At 62.5% G+C, this 15,562-nt stretch carries 14 protein-coding genes and 2 pseudogenes; 7 read left to right on the forward strand and 9 right to left on the reverse strand.

Translation table 11 applies throughout. The features are described 5' to 3' along the window. Positions 1 to 101 precede the first annotated feature (101 nt). The 3 genes from ACSW29_RS00790 (at position 102) to ACSW29_RS00800 (ending at position 2,963) form a co-directional block, all read left to right on the forward strand. Positions 102 to 665 (forward strand): PadR family transcriptional regulator, encoded by a 564-nt coding sequence (locus ACSW29_RS00790; protein WP_317556479.1) that lies wholly within the window; start codon positions 102 to 104, stop codon positions 663 to 665. Continuing rightward, complete coding sequence (locus ACSW29_RS00795; RefSeq protein WP_448276124.1) at positions 658 to 1,761, forward strand: inositol-3-phosphate synthase; 1,104 nt, start codon at positions 658 to 660, stop codon at positions 1,759 to 1,761. Before ACSW29_RS00790 ends, ACSW29_RS00795 begins: the two co-directional genes overlap by 8 nt. A gap of 143 nt (positions 1,762 to 1,904) precedes the next feature. Further along, complete coding sequence (locus ACSW29_RS00800; protein WP_448276125.1) at positions 1,905 to 2,963, forward strand: isopenicillin N synthase family dioxygenase; 1,059 nt, start codon at positions 1,905 to 1,907, stop codon at positions 2,961 to 2,963. A gap of 7 nt (positions 2,964 to 2,970) precedes the next feature. Here ACSW29_RS00800 and ACSW29_RS00805 read toward each other — a convergent pair whose 3' ends face one another. Then, positions 2,971 to 5,088, reverse strand: coding sequence for an oxidoreductase (locus ACSW29_RS00805; protein WP_448276126.1), 2,118 nt, complete (start codon positions 5,086 to 5,088; stop codon positions 2,971 to 2,973). Positions 5,089 to 5,147: 59 nt separating this feature from the next. Then, the gene (pdxR, locus tag ACSW29_RS00810; RefSeq protein WP_347872338.1) at positions 5,148 to 6,533 is read right to left on the reverse strand and encodes a MocR-like pyridoxine biosynthesis transcription factor PdxR; all 1,386 of its coding nucleotides are present in this window, start codon (positions 6,531 to 6,533) and stop codon (positions 5,148 to 5,150) included. Positions 6,534 to 6,630: 97 nt separating this feature from the next. Here pdxR and ACSW29_RS00815 point away from each other — a divergent pair, with 97 nt between their 5' ends. Then, positions 6,631 to 7,338 carry a pyridoxamine 5'-phosphate oxidase family protein gene (locus ACSW29_RS00815; protein WP_448276127.1) on the forward strand — a complete coding sequence of 236 codons (708 nt, stop codon included), beginning with the start codon at positions 6,631 to 6,633 and terminating at the stop codon, positions 7,336 to 7,338. Between the two features lie 65 nt (positions 7,339 to 7,403). Here ACSW29_RS00815 and ACSW29_RS00820 read toward each other — a convergent pair whose 3' ends face one another. The 4 genes and pseudogenes from ACSW29_RS00820 to ACSW29_RS00835 all read right to left on the reverse strand — a co-directional run. Then, on the reverse strand, positions 7,404 to 8,642 hold the full coding sequence (locus tag ACSW29_RS00820) for a DUF222 domain-containing protein (protein WP_448276128.1): 1,239 nt from the start codon (positions 8,640 to 8,642) through the stop codon (positions 7,404 to 7,406). Between the two features lie 60 nt (positions 8,643 to 8,702). Further along, positions 8,703 to 9,518, reverse strand: a complete 816-nt coding sequence (locus ACSW29_RS00825; protein ID WP_448276129.1) for a slipin family protein — start codon at positions 9,516 to 9,518, stop codon at positions 8,703 to 8,705. Further along, on the reverse strand, positions 9,515 to 9,985 hold the full coding sequence (locus ACSW29_RS00830; RefSeq protein ID WP_448276130.1) for an NfeD family protein: 471 nt from the start codon (positions 9,983 to 9,985) through the stop codon (positions 9,515 to 9,517). The genes ACSW29_RS00825 and ACSW29_RS00830 overlap by 4 nt, the downstream gene beginning before the upstream one ends. Positions 9,986 to 10,102: 117 nt before the next feature. Further along, positions 10,103 to 10,431: pseudogene (locus ACSW29_RS00835) on the reverse strand (IclR family transcriptional regulator domain-containing protein); the annotation flags it as partial. Here ACSW29_RS00835 and ACSW29_RS00840 point away from each other — a divergent pair. Both ACSW29_RS00840 and ACSW29_RS00845 read left to right on the forward strand, forming a co-directional pair. Further along, positions 10,417 to 10,830 (forward strand): annotated as a pseudogene (locus ACSW29_RS00840) (ABC transporter substrate-binding protein); the annotation flags it as partial. The pseudogenes ACSW29_RS00835 and ACSW29_RS00840 sit on opposite strands and share 15 nt — an antisense overlap. 240 nt (positions 10,831 to 11,070) lie before the next feature. Then, positions 11,071 to 12,321 (forward strand): reverse transcriptase family protein, encoded by a 1,251-nt coding sequence (locus ACSW29_RS00845; protein ID WP_448276131.1) that lies wholly within the window; start codon positions 11,071 to 11,073, stop codon positions 12,319 to 12,321. 10 nt (positions 12,322 to 12,331) lie between these two features. Here ACSW29_RS00845 and ACSW29_RS00850 read toward each other — a convergent pair whose 3' ends face one another. Genes ACSW29_RS00850 through ACSW29_RS00860 form a run of 3 tightly spaced genes read right to left on the reverse strand, consistent with a single transcriptional unit; the run spans position 12,332 to position 14,353 of the window. After that, positions 12,332 to 12,718, reverse strand: coding sequence for a RidA family protein (locus ACSW29_RS00850; protein WP_317826995.1), 387 nt, complete (start codon positions 12,716 to 12,718; stop codon positions 12,332 to 12,334). Positions 12,719 to 12,761: 43 nt separating this feature from the next. Continuing rightward, positions 12,762 to 13,574: an alpha/beta fold hydrolase gene (locus ACSW29_RS00855; RefSeq protein ID WP_448276132.1), complete on the reverse strand. Its 813-nt coding sequence runs from the start codon at positions 13,572 to 13,574 to the stop codon at positions 12,762 to 12,764. Continuing rightward, positions 13,571 to 14,353 carry an IclR family transcriptional regulator gene (locus tag ACSW29_RS00860; RefSeq protein WP_019746079.1) on the reverse strand — a complete coding sequence of 261 codons (783 nt, stop codon included), beginning with the start codon at positions 14,351 to 14,353 and terminating at the stop codon, positions 13,571 to 13,573. The genes ACSW29_RS00855 and ACSW29_RS00860 overlap by 4 nt, the downstream gene beginning before the upstream one ends. Before the next feature lie 195 nt (positions 14,354 to 14,548). On the opposite strand from ACSW29_RS00860, the gene ACSW29_RS00865 reads away from it, so the two are divergent. Next, positions 14,549 to 15,553 carry an ABC transporter substrate-binding protein gene (locus tag ACSW29_RS00865; RefSeq protein WP_448276133.1) on the forward strand — a complete coding sequence of 335 codons (1,005 nt, stop codon included), beginning with the start codon at positions 14,549 to 14,551 and terminating at the stop codon, positions 15,551 to 15,553. Positions 15,554 to 15,562 lie beyond the last annotated feature (9 nt).

Genomic DNA, 15,562 nt, shown 5'->3' on the forward strand with positions numbered 1-15,562 from the left:
TTGGTACACGTATCGGGCCGCAGTGTGGTTTTATATATCGGCGCGATATAGTTGGTTATCGCATCAAGCGGTTAGGTTCAACGACTCGGGAGGTTTGTCAGTTGCTCGAACTCGCAATCCTCGGGCTGCTCCTCGAGTCACCGATGCACGGATACGAGCTGCGCAAGCGGCTCACTGGTCTGCTCGGCGCATTCCGCGCGTTCTCGTACGGATCGCTGTACCCGGCACTGCGGCGCATGCAAGCCGACGGATTGATCTCGGAAAACGTCGACACTGCCACCGGCGCTCTCAAGCGTCGGGCGCGGCGCGTTTACGAGCTCACCCCGGAAGGGCGGCAACGGTTCACCGAACTGGTCGCCGACACGGGACCGCAGAACTACACCGACGACGGTTTCGGCGTTCACCTCGCCTTCTTCAGTCGCACCCCCGCAGTAGCGCGGATGCGGATCCTCGAAGGCAGGCGACGCCAGGTCGAGGAGCGCCGCGAGGGGCTCCGCGAGGCCGTCGGTCGGGCGAGCGGATCACTGGACCGCTATACCCGCCAGCTCCATCAGCTCGGGCTCGAATCGAGTGAACGCGAAGTGCGTTGGCTCAACGAATTGATCGCAGCCGAGCAATCGACAACAGGTACATTCCACAAAGAAGGAGAACCCGACCATGGGTGAGAACAGCACCGCGGTGCGCGTAGCCATTGTGGGCGTGGGTAACTGCGCCTCGTCCCTGGTTCAGGGCGTTCACTACTACAAGGATGCCGACGAGACCCAGACGGTCCCCGGCCTCATGCACGTCAAGTTCGGTAAGTACCACGTCCGCGATGTGCAGTTTGTCGCCGCTTTCGACGTAGACGCCAAGAAGGTCGGCTTCGACCTCTCCGAGGCCATCCTCGCGAGCGAGAACAACACCATCAAGATCGCCGACGTCCCGCCGCTGGACATCCCGGTGCTGCGCGGCCCGACCCTCGACGGCATCGGCAAGTACTACGCCGAGACCATCGAGCTGTCCGACGCCGAGCCCGTCGACGTCGTCAAGGCACTCAAGGACGCCAAGGTCGACGTCCTCGTTTCCTACCTGCCCGTCGGTTCCGACGACGCTGACAAGTTCTACGCACAGTGCGCGATCGACGCAGGCGTTGCATTTGTCAACGCCCTGCCCGTCTTCATCGCTTCCGACCCGGAGTGGGCTGCCAAGTTCAAGGACGCCGGCGTCCCGATCGTCGGTGACGACATCAAGAGCCAGGTCGGCGCCACCATCACCCACCGCGTGATGGCGAAGCTGTTCGAAGACCGCGGCGTCGTGCTGGACCGCACCTACCAGCTCAACGTCGGTGGAAACATGGACTTCAAGAACATGCTCGAGCGTGATCGCCTGGAGTCCAAGAAGGTTTCCAAGACCCAGGCCGTGACGTCCAACCTGACCGGTGCACTCGCCGGCAAGGTTCACGACCGCAACGTCCACATCGGTCCCTCGGACTACGTGGAGTGGCTCGACGACCGCAAGTGGGCATACGTCCGCCTCGAAGGTCGCGCCTTCGGTGACGCTCCCCTGAACCTGGAGTACAAGCTCGAGGTCTGGGATTCGCCCAACTCTGCCGGCATCATCATCGACGCCGTGCGCGCCGCCAAGATCGCCAAGGACCGCGGCATCGGTGGACCGGTTTACCCGGCTTCCGCTTACCTGATGAAGTCCCCGCCGGTCCAGATGGCCGACGACAAGGCTCGCACCGAGCTCGAAGCGTTCATCATCGGCGCTGACGAAGCGTAGTTAGACTCACACTGATTCGGGGTCTTGCGCCAACGGCGCAAGACCCCGATTCTGTTATCCGCAGGGTGTTTCCGCATCCGCGCGGGTAATCACGCCTGCGGCTGTCGAATCGTCGCGCGGGTCCGGGTGCCGATCAGCGTGGAATGATGGACATCAGAACCATCACACGGATCGAGGACCCCATGTCGATTACGTCGCTGCCAGTGCTCGATCTGTCGCTGGCGCAGAACCCCGACACCGCCGAGCAGTTCCGCACTCAGCTCCGCGAGGCCACCCACGAGGTCGGATTCTTCTATCTCGTCGGCCACGGAATTCCCGACGAACTGCAGCGGCGCCTCCTCGACGTCGCCCGCGAGTTCTTCGCGCTTCCCACTGCCGAGAAGCTCGCGATCGAGAACGTCCGCAGCCCGCACTTCCGCGGGTACACCAGGCTCGGCGGCGAACTGACCGAAGGCAAGCAGGACTGGCGCGAGCAAATCGACATCGGCGCCGAACAGCCCGCTGCCGAGCGCACCGACACCTCACCGGCCTGGGAGATTCTGCAGGGCCCCAACCAGTGGCCCGACGCCCTTCCCGAACTTCGCGACGTCATCACCGAGTGGAACGACACGCTCACCTCGATCGCACTGAGCCTCTTGCGCGAATGGGCGGTCGCGCTAGGGCAGGACGCAAACATCTTCGACGACGCGTTCGCTCACGATCCGTCGATCCTCATCAAAGTGGTGCGTTACCCCGGACGCCCGAAAGGTGCCGGCTCCCAGGGCGTCGGCGGGCACAAGGACGCGGGCGTGCTGACACTTCTCTATGTCGAACCAGGCAAGGGCGGTCTGCAGGTCGAGCACGACGGCGACTGGATCGACGCACCGCCGATCGACGGGGCACTGGTGGTCAACATCGGCGAACTGCTCGAGGTGGCAACCGGCGGATACTTGAAAGCGACTGTGCACCGCGTAATTTCACCCGAGGGTGACGGTGAACGTATCTCGGTGCCGTTCTTCTTCAACCCGAACTATGCGGCACAGATCCCGGAGTTCGACCTACCGTCCGAGTTAGCGGCGCGCGCCACCGGCGTCACCGTGGACGCGAACAACCCGATCCACGATTCCTACGGGGCGAACGCCCTCAAGAGTCGACTACGCGCGCATCCCGATGTCGCGGCCCGATGGTGGCCGGACATCGTTGCGGCACAAAGCGCTACCTGAAACTGAACTACAAGTCCATCGCAACTTTCCACGCCGTGTGCATCGCACCTTCGATGTAGTCGACGTTCACCGCGTCACCAACCACATGCACGTCGGAGACGACGCCGATCAGAGCGTCGGCCAGTGGCGCCTGCGCCGACACACCCGACGCGACGACAACCATGTCGGCCGAAGCTGTCAGTGTCTTGTCACCGGAACGGAATTCGACGTGCTCCTTGGTGATTCGCTGCACCGTTGAATTGCGGTGAATGTTCACACCGACATGCTTGGCGTGGCGCACAGCCGTCCAGCGGCGCGGCATCGCCATCGGAATGCCCAACTGCTGACCTTCTTCGATCAGCGTCACATTTCGACCGCGCTCGGCCAGGAACTCCGCAAGCTCGAGTCCGACAAGCGAACCACCGATCACCACCACGTCCTTGCCCATGGGCAGGAACTTGCGAGTCACAGCTCGGATCGCCGCGGGACTCTTGGTGATACCGGACAGCTTGCCCAACTTGGCCATCGTCCGCAGGAACGGCGGTACCTGTGAGACGTCGCCGGCGCCGGTCATCAAGGCGCGCAACGAGTCACCGGTATGTACGTGCGGGAGATCGCCGCCCGGAACACTCGGTCGCTCGCGGGCTGCACCCGTAGCCACGACTACGGCGTCGGGATTCAGTGCCCGGATCGAGGCGACCGAGGCTTCGGTCTTCAGTCGAACATCGACACCGAGACGCTTGATTTCCACTTTCAACCAGCTGAGCAGACGCCCGTTGTCCGGGGTAGTGAGGCTCGAGAACCACAGGGTGCCGCCGAGGCGATCGGACTTGTCCAACACCGTGACTCGGTGCCCGCGTTCAGCTGCCACGCGGGCCGTCTCGAGACCGCCGGGGCCCGCGCCGACCACAACGACGTGCTTCGCAGTGCTGGTGCGAACGAAGGGGAGCAGCGCCTCGTTGCCCAGGGCGGGATTGACAGCGCACAGCGGGGTCGCGTCCCAGAAGTTCTCCTGCACGCAGACGTAGCAATTGATGCAAGGCCGAACACGCTCGGGTGCACCGTCTTTGAGTTTGTTCACCAACTGTGGGTCTGCCAGCAGCTGACGGCCCATTGCGGCGAAGTCCGTGCGACCTTCCGCGATCATCTTCTCGCCGACCTCGGGGAGCATACGTCCGACGGTGATCACGGGAATCGAGATCGCCTGCTTGATTCGCGTTGCATTGTCGGTGTAGTAGCCGACCTTGTCGGGCAGGGGGCCGTCCGTGAAGTTGGCAAAAGCATTCAGTGCGGTACCGGTGACATGGATGGCGTCGGCGCCGGCCTCTTCGAACATCTTCGCGGCCGCAGCAGCCTCGTCGACCGTCAGCCCGTCGGTTTCGCCATACTCTTGACCGGCCAGACGCACGATGACGGCAAGCGAACCGCCGACCTCCTCCTTGACCGCCCGAATAACCTCGCAAGCCAGGCGAGCACGGTTCTCCATCGAACCTCCGTACTCGTCGCTGCGCTGATTCGTATACCGACTCAGGAACGCTCCGAGGACGTAGTTGTGGGCACAGTGAATCTCGACGGCGTCGCCGCCCGCCGCCTTCACCCGTCCGGCAGCCTCGGCGAACATGAGGACCAGCCAATCAAGATCTTCCTTGGTGGCCTCGTGGTAGGTCGCTCTCTTGCCCTCGTTGATGGCGGCCATCTTGCCCAGTTCTTCGGGTGTGCAATCGGCCATCGCACTCATGTCACCCGGCGGCTTCGGCGTGGACGGGACCAACTGCGGTCGGCCGTCGAGGGTATCGATGCGCGCCACCTTGCCGTGGTGTGTCATCTGCACACAGAGCTTGCTGCCTGCGTCGTGCACCGCGTCGGCCAGCGCTTTGAGTCCGGGGATGAACCGGTCTTCCGAGAGCCCCGGTTCCTTGCGGCTCGTGCAGCCAAGCGGGTACGCGACAGCGCAGCAACCGGTGATGATCAGACCCGTTCCACCGGCCGCGCGCGCCACGAAGTGGTCGATGTCGCCCTTTTCGATTTCCCCGTCTTCGCACAGGTTCATGTCCATGGCAGGGAGAACGACGCGATTGGGCACGGTCATCGGGCCGATGGTGCCTGGTGCGAGCAGGTGCGGAAAGGTCTGGCTTCGGATCGTCACGAGTGGACGCTAGAACTCGACGACACCCATCCGTTGCCGCACTCCCGATCATCGAGACTTCACGCGCTGTGACGTGCGAGGCACTCGGTTACCACCTCGAGCGCATATTCGAGGTCTGCGGAATCCACTCGCCCGTAGCCGATCACCAATCCTCCGGGGTCTCCGTGCGTTCGGGTGGACTCGACCAGGGTGGGCACTTCGACGCCGTGCTGGAGTGCCTCGCGAGCGACAGTGGCTGCCAGATCCGCGTCGAGCATGAGCGTCGTGTGCATGCCGGCGCCGAGACCCCGCAGTTCACCGAACGATGACAGCGCTTCCTCGACCGCCCGATCGCGCTCGCGGTACCGGCGCCGGGCGGTACGTACCGCCCGATCCCATTCGCCGTCACGGAGCAGGGACAGGAGTGCTTGCTGCAGCGGAACCGACGGGAAGTCGCCGATTCGTTTGCGGTATGCCGCAATGCGGTCGACCAGGTCGAGGGGAGCGACCAACCAGCCCAGTCGAATTCCCGCGCCGAGTGTCTTGGCAACCGTTCCGAGATACACCACCCGGTCAGGGGCCAACTGCGCAAGCGCAGGCAAAGGCGCTACGTCGTAACGGAATTCGGAGTCGTAATCGTCCTCGAACAGGACGACGTCGCGGGCGCGTGCGAACTCGATCAACTGGTTGCGCCGACCTACTGGAAGCAACCCACCCGTCGGATACTGATGGGACGGTGTCACATACACGCCGCGAACATTCTCCGGCGCCGATTCGAGTTGGTCTACACGGAGACCGTGCGCGTCAACCGGTACGTCCAGCAGCGACCATCCACACGCTGTTGCAGCCGAGGACGCATACCGGTACCCGGGGTCTTCCATCGCCAGCACTGCGCCACTGGTACGCAGCGCCGACAACGCCAGTCCGAGGCCGTGGGTGGCACCCGAGGCGATCAGGATTCTCTCGGGTTCAACCGACATTCCGCGAGCCCTTGCCAGCAATTCCGATAGTGCCGAACGCAATTCGTAGTCGCCCGCAGGATCGGGATCCTCGAATGGTGGCGGTTTGGCCCCGACGTCACGCCACGCCCGCCGCCACGCTGCCGATGCACGCGGCGGCGTCCACGGCACGCCCGGCCGGAGCTGCACCCTGGGCGACATCTTCTTCGCGGGCTTCGCGGTCGTAGTCGTGGGAGTGACCACAGGGGAAGGCGCCTCGGCAACGAAGGTGCCCGAACCGTGCACAGCCACCAGCCAGCCCTCGGCGATCAACTGCTCATATGCCCGTTCCACGACGCCCCGCGCCACCGCGAGTTCCGCCGCCAGCTTCCGCGAGCTGGGTAACCGCAGACCCACCGCAGCCTGGCCACTGCGAATGTCGGCTCTGAGGTGGTCGGCGACCTGGACCGGAAGCGCCCGCCGATCCGTCCGGTCGAGGACTACAGCTACCGCCGAAGGAAGAAACATTCAGAACCCTCTCGGAAGTGACCAATCGAAGTGGCCTATCGAATTCTCCCTTGATTGGACCATGACTTGAAGCCACTTTGCCAGCAGCATTGTCTGCATGACAGATTCCGTTGTCTTTGCTGCCCCTGCTCCTGCCCCCACTGCACCTGTTCCGCTGTCCCCGACAGCACGCACGACGCACAAGCGCGCCCGCCACCACGGTGTCGCGCAACGAGCAGCCCTCGTCGACGTGTTGCAGTCCGCGAAGCTGTGCCATATGGGCGTGACCGTCGGCGGAGTTCCCATGGTGTTTCCCACCGCCTACGGATTCGACCTCGACGGCCCTGACCGTGACGGGTCTATCTATGTTCACGGTTCAGTGGCTTCACGGAGCTTGGCTCCCGACAGCGAAATCTGCATCACCATCACGATCCTCGACGGACTCGTGCTGGCTCGATCGGGATTCCATCACTCGATGAACTACCGCAGCGGCGTCATTGTCGGATCACCTCGAGTCGTGACCGACAACGACGAGCGAGTGAAGGCTTTGGATCTGATCGTCGACCAGGTGGTCCCCGGACGTTCTCAACACTTGCGGGATCACACGCGCAAGGAAATGGCGGCAACCGTCGTTCTTGCACTGCCGTTGTACGAGGCTTCCGTCAAGGCCCGCACCGGCGGGCCCGGTGACGATGCCGCCGACATCGGTGTCGAAACCATTTGGGCTGGAGTAGTTCCCGCAGCTACGCACTTCGGTGAACCGATCCCGTCCGAGGATCTCGACTCCGGTGTCGCGCTACCGGAACATATCTCGACGATGCTCTGACCGCACGCACCGTACACACCGGGGCATGGCGATGCCCCGGTGTGTACGTATTCAGTTGCGCCCGTTCAGGCTGCTGTGGGTGGGCTGTTCCCGCCGATCGGGTGCTGATTCGGGTCAACGGACATCGGCGGATAGAACACCGACTTCCGATCCGGTCCGATCTCCACCCGCCATTCCGTGTGGTGCAGCGTCCGATGATGATGGCCGCACAACAAGATCAGATTGTCGAGATCTGTTGGGCCACCATCATTCCAATGAACAATATGATGGGCATCGCACCACCCCGAGGGTGTTCCACACCCCGGGAATGCACACCCACCATCACGCACCGCCAACGCCCGCCGCTGCGGAACCGTCGCCGTTCGCACTTCCTTGCCGCAGTCGAGCGGAACACCATTTTCATCCAACAAGATCCGGGTCACGGTGCAGTCGCAGGCCAGCATCCGGGCGGTGTCGAGACTGATCGGACCTACCCAATCCGTCCAAGCGAACCCCAACTCCTCGGTGGACGGCAACAGATCTTTCAATGCTTTGAGGTCGGTCATGTCTTTGGCGCTGGCGGTGACCGTGATGTGCGGTTTCACCCCACCCTCGATCGGACCCAACCCTGCCCGCTCGTACCGGCGCAGTAGTTCACAAAACCCGTCGGCCCGCCGCAATGCCGGAGTGCGGGTGTCTTTGACGCCATCCTTCTCCGGCGTCGGCGCCGACAGGCTCGACAGCAACGTGATCAACCGCGCCCCGTTCACCGCATCCAGATCGCCCTTGACTGTGACCCGCCCGTACAGGCCTTTCGAGGCGTAGAACTCATTGCGCTCAGAGTCTTCCCCGACCGGAACACCGTCCTCACGCTTGCCGTACTGCTTCTCGATCCTCCGGATCGCCGCCCGCACCGCATCACAATCCGCAATATTCTTCGACGCCAACGACAACAAGATCCCGCGAGCTTTGTCCACCTCCGCCAGGGTCATATTCTTCGGCGGATGCTGACAAAACGACGCCACCTGCCGCGCCTTCAACGCATCAACATCGCCCCGGTGAAACGCATCCGCGACAACAGGTTCGAGCATCAACAACCGCGCCAACCCGACCAGCAGACTGCACTCACCGATCTCCAGATTCGTCGAACCATGCAACCACTGCGCGATCGCCCGAAAACCCTTCCCACCGAGAACCTCACGGGAAAACATCTCCACGATCAGCAGCACCATCCGCGACTGCAACTCGTGCCGGACACGCACCAGATCGAGAACCTCACTCTTGAGGTCCTCGCCATCCAGTTGCCACGCATCCCGACTGTCCATGCAGCAATCATATTCGAACACAGTTTCGAACACAAGAGCGGAATTGGTTGAAACTAGCTGCTAATCAACGACTTTCGCATTCCAGACAGAACGGGCATGTTCTTGAGTGGCAGGAGAAACCTCTGCTTGGCCGCCCATGAAGGGCCGGACGAGGTCCAGAGGCAAGGGGAAGACAACGGTGGAGTTGTTCTCACTACCGATCTCGTGAAGCGTCTGCAGATAACGCAATTGCAGAGTGGTCGGATTGCGGCTGATCACCTCGGCCGCCTCGGCGAGCTTGGCCGAAGCCTGAAATTCGGCGTCGGCGTTGATGATCTTGGCTCGCCGTTCACGTTCGGCCTCAGCCTGCCGGGCGATGGCGCGCTGCATGTTGGCTGGGATCTCGACGTCCTTGATCTCCACGGTCGTGACCTTGACTCCCCACGGCTCGGTCTGCTGATCGATTACCTTCTGCAAGTCCTCGTTGAGGCGTTCACGTTCGGAGAGCAGCGAGTCCAACTCGGCCTTACCGAGAATGGAGCGCAGTGTGGTCTGGGCGATCTGCGAGGTGGCGGCCAGAAAATCCTCGACCTCGACTATCGAACGGTCAGCGTCGACGACCCGAAAGTACGTGACGGCTGTGACCTTCACGGGAACATTGTCGCGGGTAATTACTTCTTGGACCGGTATTTTCAGCGTGACGGTTCGCAGACTGACCCGTTCCATGCGATCGATCGCCGGCACCAGAATCACCAGGCCTGGGCCTTTCAAGGTGATCAATCGGCCGAGGCGGAACACCACCGCGCGCTCGTACTCGCGCAGAACTCTCACCGACATACCCACAAGGACTGCAATCAGCACGACAAACACGGACAACACGACAAGCACGGTGGTCATAGCGGCAGCTCCCACGGTTCACGACGGCGCACTTTCAGAGTCAGGCCTCGAACCTGCTCTACGACAACGGATTCACCCACGACGGGAACAGAATCGTCGTACCCGAATTCCATTCGAGCACGCCACAATCCGCCGTCAAGCTCGACCTGCCCCTGCGCACCAGCCCAACTGCGAACGGTCGCGTCGGAGCCGACAAGAGATTCCGTCCCGGTACGCACGGGCGCGCGGCGCGCGGTAAGCGCTTTTCGGCTCGCTACCGCCACTACGCCCAGGCCGACCACCGCAATCCCCGCCGTCACCGGGATCGCGATCAATTGGCCGATACCGTCGGACGTGAAGAGCATCCAGACACCCGCCCCGATCAGAAGAGCACCCAGCACACCGAGCACCCCCGCGGTTGGGGCATGCGCCTCAACCACGATCAACAGGACGCCCAGCAGCAGGGCAACGACACCGATCGTCGTCATCACTCGTCTCCACGCTCGCGGGGACGCGGTCACGTCTCGTAGCCACTGTGCGATCGCGCCCTCGACTCCAACGGTAATCACGTTCGGCCGGATCTGCCACAAGCGCTTCACGCCAGTTCAGAGAAGCACTTCACCGATCTGTCGCGCGGTCACCTTGGCGAGATCCGCGAGGAACGGAATCCGCTCGTCCGGAAATCCGGGGTCAACTCCTCGTCGTTGAATCCGTATCCTCGTTCGCGAGTCAGTTCCAATTCCCGGCGGATACCGGCAACATCGGTGATCGCACGCTGGGTGGTCGCTTCACGTGGCAGAGCAGCGAGTTCGGAATCGTCGATATCGGACCAGGCCAGAAAGGCTTTCCCCAGAGCGCTCGCATGCAAGGGAAGGCGAACACCCTGCAGCACGTGTCCGTCGGCCTCGCACCACCGACTGAATCCGAGCAACACCTGCGCACGCTGATCGCCACCGACGGGCTCTTCAGCCACCCCTCACTGTGGTTCACCCGGCGCGATTTCGCAGAGACCAATCCCGAGGCCCTTCAGGCGATCATCGAGGCACTGCAGGACTCCGATGCGTGGATAGAAGCCAATCCCCGCGAAGCCGCACAGATCTTCGTCGACGACGTCGAGAAGCGTGGTGGGTCCGCAAGCCTCGATGCCTGGGAAGCTGCACTGCGCGGACGTCCTTTCGGCGTCAACCCGATCACCGACGAGTTCCTCGACGAGCAGCAGCGGGCGGCCGATCTCCTGCTGAGCAACGGACTGCTGCCGAAGGTGGTCGCCGTCCGCGAAGCAGTCGTGCCGTGGATCAGCGAGTTCGTCGGTTCGGATCGTTCCTCGATCTGATGACCCACACCTGACAGATCAGCTTCACACGTGACAGATACCGGACGGTCTGCCATTGTGAAGAGATGCGGCGGCGCGTGGGTGAGAGTTGGTCCACGCGACCAGTCTCAGGGGTAACCCCTGGGTCGGCCAGAAGAGTTGGATACTGCGTCCACCGGCGCTCGGCACGCTCCGCGTGCTTGCCGCCGCTCCGGACAAAGGATTTGGTCACCCCACGCCGCCGCATCCCGGGCTCGAATCATGCGTGACTTCGAGCTCGATCCCGAGTTGGCGCGGCGCCTGGCAGTTGCTGCTGCCGATGCTCCATGGACTCTCGGTGGGCTCGAAGAGGCATTCGGAACGGTCCACGGTGTCTCAGCGACATCGCTCGCCGTCCGAGTGCTCGGCCTCATGCCGGCCCCACCGTTCGAACCACAAACCCTGTACCGATTGCTACGCGAACTTCCGCGGCTTCGACCAGTCCCGGTCTCACTGGACACCAACGAATCCTCGTTGTGGCGGTTCGACGTCCCCCGTTACAACACCAGTGCAGATCTGGCGCGTTCACTGGATCTGACGATCTCCGAACTCGAATGGTTTGCCGACCGCGGGGAGTGGCTGCGAACGAAACCCCTACCGCTACGCCACTACCGGCCGATGCAGATCAGCAAGAAGGCCGGCGCTCGCCTCCTCGAGGTACCGAAACCCCGGTTGCGCGAAATCCAACGGAAGATATTGCGCCGCATACTCGACCAGGTGCCCGCACACGACGCGGCCCACGGGTTTGTCCGTGGTCGAAGTCCGCTGACCTTTGCAGCGCCGCACGCACAGTCGGAAATCGTGATCGGTGTGGACCTCGCACAGTTCTTCCCGTCGATCACCGGTGAGCGAGTCCACGCGATCTTCGCCGCGCTCGGGTATCCGCCCGCCGTGGCAGGAGCTCTCACCGGATTGTGCACCGTCGCAACACCTGCCGATACCCTGCGCGGTCTGCCGTACGCACAGGCGTCGCAGCTACGAACCGCGCATCTTCCGCAGGGCGCGCCCACTTCGCCTGCACTGGCGAATCTCGTCGCGCGCAAACTCGACATCCGGTTGAGCGTTCTCGCACAAGCGAACTGGCTCACCTACACCCGATACGCCGACGACCTCGCCTTCTCCGGAATCGAAGTGGCAGATGTCGGCACCCTCCTATGGACGGTCGAGCAGATCGCCAGGGACGAAGGGTTTGCCGTCCATCCGCGAAAGACCAAGGTGATGCGCCCTCATCGACGCCAACACCTCACCGGGCTGGTGATCAACGACCAACCGTCGTATCCGCGTGACGATTACGATCGTCTGCGCGCCCTGATTCACAATGCTGCGAATACCTCTGCACAGGAACAGAATCGGGACGGTATCGAGAATTTCCGGGCTCACATCCAAGGCCGGATCGCGCACATCGGCGAAACCAGCACTACGCGCCGACGCACATTGCTGCGCCTGGCCGAACGTGTGAATTGGGACGACTGACACCCCCGAATCAGATCCGCGGGGTGTACGCCATGCATTCGACTTCCATGTGCGCACCCAGCGCCAGTCCGTCTGTTCCGAACGCGCTGCGTGCCGGCAGTCTCGATGCCGGGAAGTACTCGAGATAGACCTTGTTGAACTCCTGCCAGCGAGACATGTCGTCAAGCATGACAGTGCATTTGAAGATCGCTTCGACGCCCGATCCGTAGGCGATCAGCGAAGCGACAATGTTCTCCATGGTCTGGCGGGCTTGCGCTTCGAAGCCGTCGGCCAAGGTTCCGTCTGGGAGCATGCCGATCTGACCCGACAGATACAGAACATCTCCGACACGCACTCCGGTGGAGAACGGTGTGTCGAAAGCGGGTGGGATGAACTCGACGGTCTGAGATGAATCCATTAGGTCTCCTCGGAAGTGGAATATGTTTGGCGAGTGGGCGGTTTCAGCGCACTGGACGGGCGCGAACGTCGGCCAGGAAGTGCGCCACCAACTCGTTCCACGCGTGTGGGTCCTCGAAATAGGGGGAGTGACCGCGGTCGGCAAGCTCGACCACTTCTGCGTGAGGCAGGAACTCGGCGGCGCTGCGAATCCGCTCGGGTGTCATCAAATCGTCCAGCTCACCCGCGATCAGGAGAACCGGTGCAGCCACCGCCGCAAGATCGGCCGGCAAATAGTTGTGGGCCTTCAGAATTCGGAAGAACTCGGTGTCTGGTGGGCGATGGCCGAAGGTGCCGAGAGCTTGGTACAGGTATGCCCTCGCCATGTCCAAGCTCGGCAACCGTCCGCCCACAGCGGGGTGTTCCCCCAGGGGCCGCGCCGTGACCGGCGCTGCGGTGAGCGGAGGTGCGATGTCCGGCCCGAAGCCGACGGGAATGCCGCCGGTCGTGCAGGCCAGGACTACCGACTCCACTCTGTCCGGAACAGCGATCGCGGTCCCCAATGCGGCCCAACCGCCCATCGACTGGCCGACCACGTGCGCTCGATCGACGTCCAGCAGGTCCATGATTTCGATCAGATCCGAGACAGCGGCTACCGGGCCGTGGTTGCCGTTTTCGTTGGTAGACCGGCCGAATCCTCGCTGATCCCAGCTGATTACCCGATAGTGTTGAGCGAAGTACGGTACTTGTTGGTACCAGACCGCAGCGTTGCCGCCGAGACCGTGCGTGAGAATCAGATCCGGGCCCTCGCCGGCAGTCTCGTACCAGACCCGTTCGCCGTCTGCGACGGTGATGAAGCCCTCGGTCCGTGAAATCATCCTTCTTCTCCTGTGTCGGACGGGCGCTTGCCCGAAGTGTGGTCAGTGAGGAGTTGCTGCACTTCATCGGTGGCCCGCAGCAGGTGTTCTTCGACCATTCGCGTCGTTTTCGCATCGAAGTCGGTGTCGAAACCGATCACCGTCAACGCACAGAGCGGAGAGCCCTTGCGGGAGGACACTGCACGCGAGACCGAACCGATGATGTCCTGAGATCGTTTGTGGACAACGGCGAATCCGGTTTTCTGCGTCTCGGCTATGTCGGCGAGAAAGCCGGTGGGGCCTTCCAGCGGATAGCCACTCTTCTCCACCATCGCCAGGTAGGGCGCCCGGGTGTTGTCCTCGAGTGCCGCCACCAACGCGAGCGGACCCGCGAACCGGTGCGGCGGAAGCAGATCCCCGAGCATCCGAGTGATCATCTTGAGCCGCTCGGGACGCAGCGCCGCGATGATTCGCGTCCCGCCGCTCTCGAGAACCTGCAGATTCACCATCATGTCCGTGCTCTCGGACAGCACCCGCATGGTCGGATCGCACAAGGCCGCCAACGAATGCGCTGCCGCTTCGTGGGAAACCTGAAGTGCAGCCGGGCCGGGGAGATAGCGACCGTCGTAGCGGAAGACCCAACCACGGTTCGCGAGTTCTCCGAGCACTCGGTGCGCAGTCGGGCGGAGCATCCCGACTTCTTCTGCCAGTTCGCTGAGCTTCATCGGCGTGGTCGAGCGCGCGATGGCCTCGAGTAGATCCAGCGCTTTGTCGACGGCGGACGCAGAACCCTTCGTCATCCGATCCCCTCCCGGTGCCGTGGATGTACCCGGCGATCCGAAATCTCGTGTTCTTGGAAAACCCTTGGCAATCGTCTTGGAAATTACTATAGTCACAACAATCGTTCCGGCGTACGGAATTCTTTGAGCGTCTTCACCTTCCCACCGGATTACCGGCAAGGAAGTCATATCTTTCCCAGCGAGAGGTTTTCGGACATGACGGTTGGACTTACCCTTCGGTCGACACCACGGTTCAGAGTTGTTGCCCTAGCAGCGGTCGCGACCGCGGCATTGGCACTGACCGGCTGCTCGAGCGACGCCACGGCCTCCGACGACGGGGGCACCCAGACCACCACGATTCGAATCGCACCTCAGCCGATCGCGGACTTCGCACCGATTTGGCTCGGCATGGAGCAGGGGTTCTTCACCGCTGAGGGACTCGACATTCAGCTCGTCGAGGGCGGGGCCAGCTCCTCGGCTCAGATTCCATTGCTGCTCAGCGGAAATGCAGATATGGCAGCCACGACTGCCGCTGCCGCGATTCAGGCACGAAGCCAGAACATGCCCGTCACCATCGTCGGAGGGCTCACGAATTTTGCCGCGAATGACGACGTCGACCAGTCCGGCCTCGTTGTCGCCAAGGACAGTTCCATCAGTGGATTCCGTGACCTCGAAGGCAAAACCGTTGCGATCAGCGGTTTGAAATCCGTCAGCGAAGCAGTCATCTCGGCCGCGGTGGAGAAATCCGGCGGAGCAGCGGACAAGGTGTCGTTCATTCAGGCGCCCATGCCCAACCTCGGCGACCTGGTTTCCACCGGCGGGGCCGACGCTGCATTCCTCATCGATCCGTTCCTGAGCAAAGCAACCGACTCGGGGCTGAAGATCCTCGGCCACCCCTTCCCCTTGGCCGCACCCGGTGTACCGGGGACCTCGCTGGTCGCTTCGGAATCGTTTGTCAATGCGAACCCGGACTCACTCGCGAAATTCCGTACAGCGCTTGCCAAATCAGTTGACTACGCCAATCAGAATCCGGGCGCGGTCAAGGCCGCACTCTCGACACAAGCCAAGATTCCGCTCGAAATGCTGGCTAACAGCAAGAATCCTCAGTTCGTCGCAGTAGTGGAACCGGGCGCTCTCGGCACGGAGATCGAACTGCTGGTCAAGTATGGGGTTCTGACGGAGTCGGTTGACAGCGACTCCTTGCTGACTCCGGCCAACTAAGTTGCCTGC

The sequence above is a fragment of the Rhodococcus sp. GB-02 genome (assembly GCF_053470465.1).

What these genes read in the sequence shown, in the direction of transcription:
- ACSW29_RS00795 (WP_448276124.1), top strand. Translation starts at nt 658, where the DNA reads ATGGGTGAGAACAGCACCGCGGTGCGCGTAGCCATTGTGGGCGTGGGT.
- ACSW29_RS00800 (WP_448276125.1), top strand. Translation starts at nt 1,905, where the DNA reads ATGATGGACATCAGAACCATCACACGGATCGAGGACCCCATGTCGATT.
- pdxR (WP_347872338.1), bottom strand. Translation starts at nt 6,533, where the DNA reads ATGTTTCTTCCTTCGGCGGTAGCTGTAGTCCTCGACCGGACGGATCGG.
- ACSW29_RS00815 (WP_448276127.1), top strand. Translation starts at nt 6,631, where the DNA reads ATGACAGATTCCGTTGTCTTTGCTGCCCCTGCTCCTGCCCCCACTGCA.
- ACSW29_RS00820 (WP_448276128.1), bottom strand. Translation starts at nt 8,642, where the DNA reads ATGGACAGTCGGGATGCGTGGCAACTGGATGGCGAGGACCTCAAGAGT.
- ACSW29_RS00825 (WP_448276129.1), bottom strand. Translation starts at nt 9,518, where the DNA reads ATGACCACCGTGCTTGTCGTGTTGTCCGTGTTTGTCGTGCTGATTGCA.
- ACSW29_RS00830 (WP_448276130.1), bottom strand. Translation starts at nt 9,985, where the DNA reads ATGACGACGATCGGTGTCGTTGCCCTGCTGCTGGGCGTCCTGTTGATC.
- ACSW29_RS00845 (WP_448276131.1), top strand. Translation starts at nt 11,071, where the DNA reads ATGCGTGACTTCGAGCTCGATCCCGAGTTGGCGCGGCGCCTGGCAGTT.
- ACSW29_RS00850 (WP_317826995.1), bottom strand. Translation starts at nt 12,718, where the DNA reads ATGGATTCATCTCAGACCGTCGAGTTCATCCCACCCGCTTTCGACACA.
- ACSW29_RS00855 (WP_448276132.1), bottom strand. Translation starts at nt 13,574, where the DNA reads ATGATTTCACGGACCGAGGGCTTCATCACCGTCGCAGACGGCGAACGG.
- ACSW29_RS00860 (WP_019746079.1), bottom strand. Translation starts at nt 14,353, where the DNA reads ATGACGAAGGGTTCTGCGTCCGCCGTCGACAAAGCGCTGGATCTACTC.
- ACSW29_RS00865 (WP_448276133.1), top strand. Translation starts at nt 14,549, where the DNA reads ATGACGGTTGGACTTACCCTTCGGTCGACACCACGGTTCAGAGTTGTT.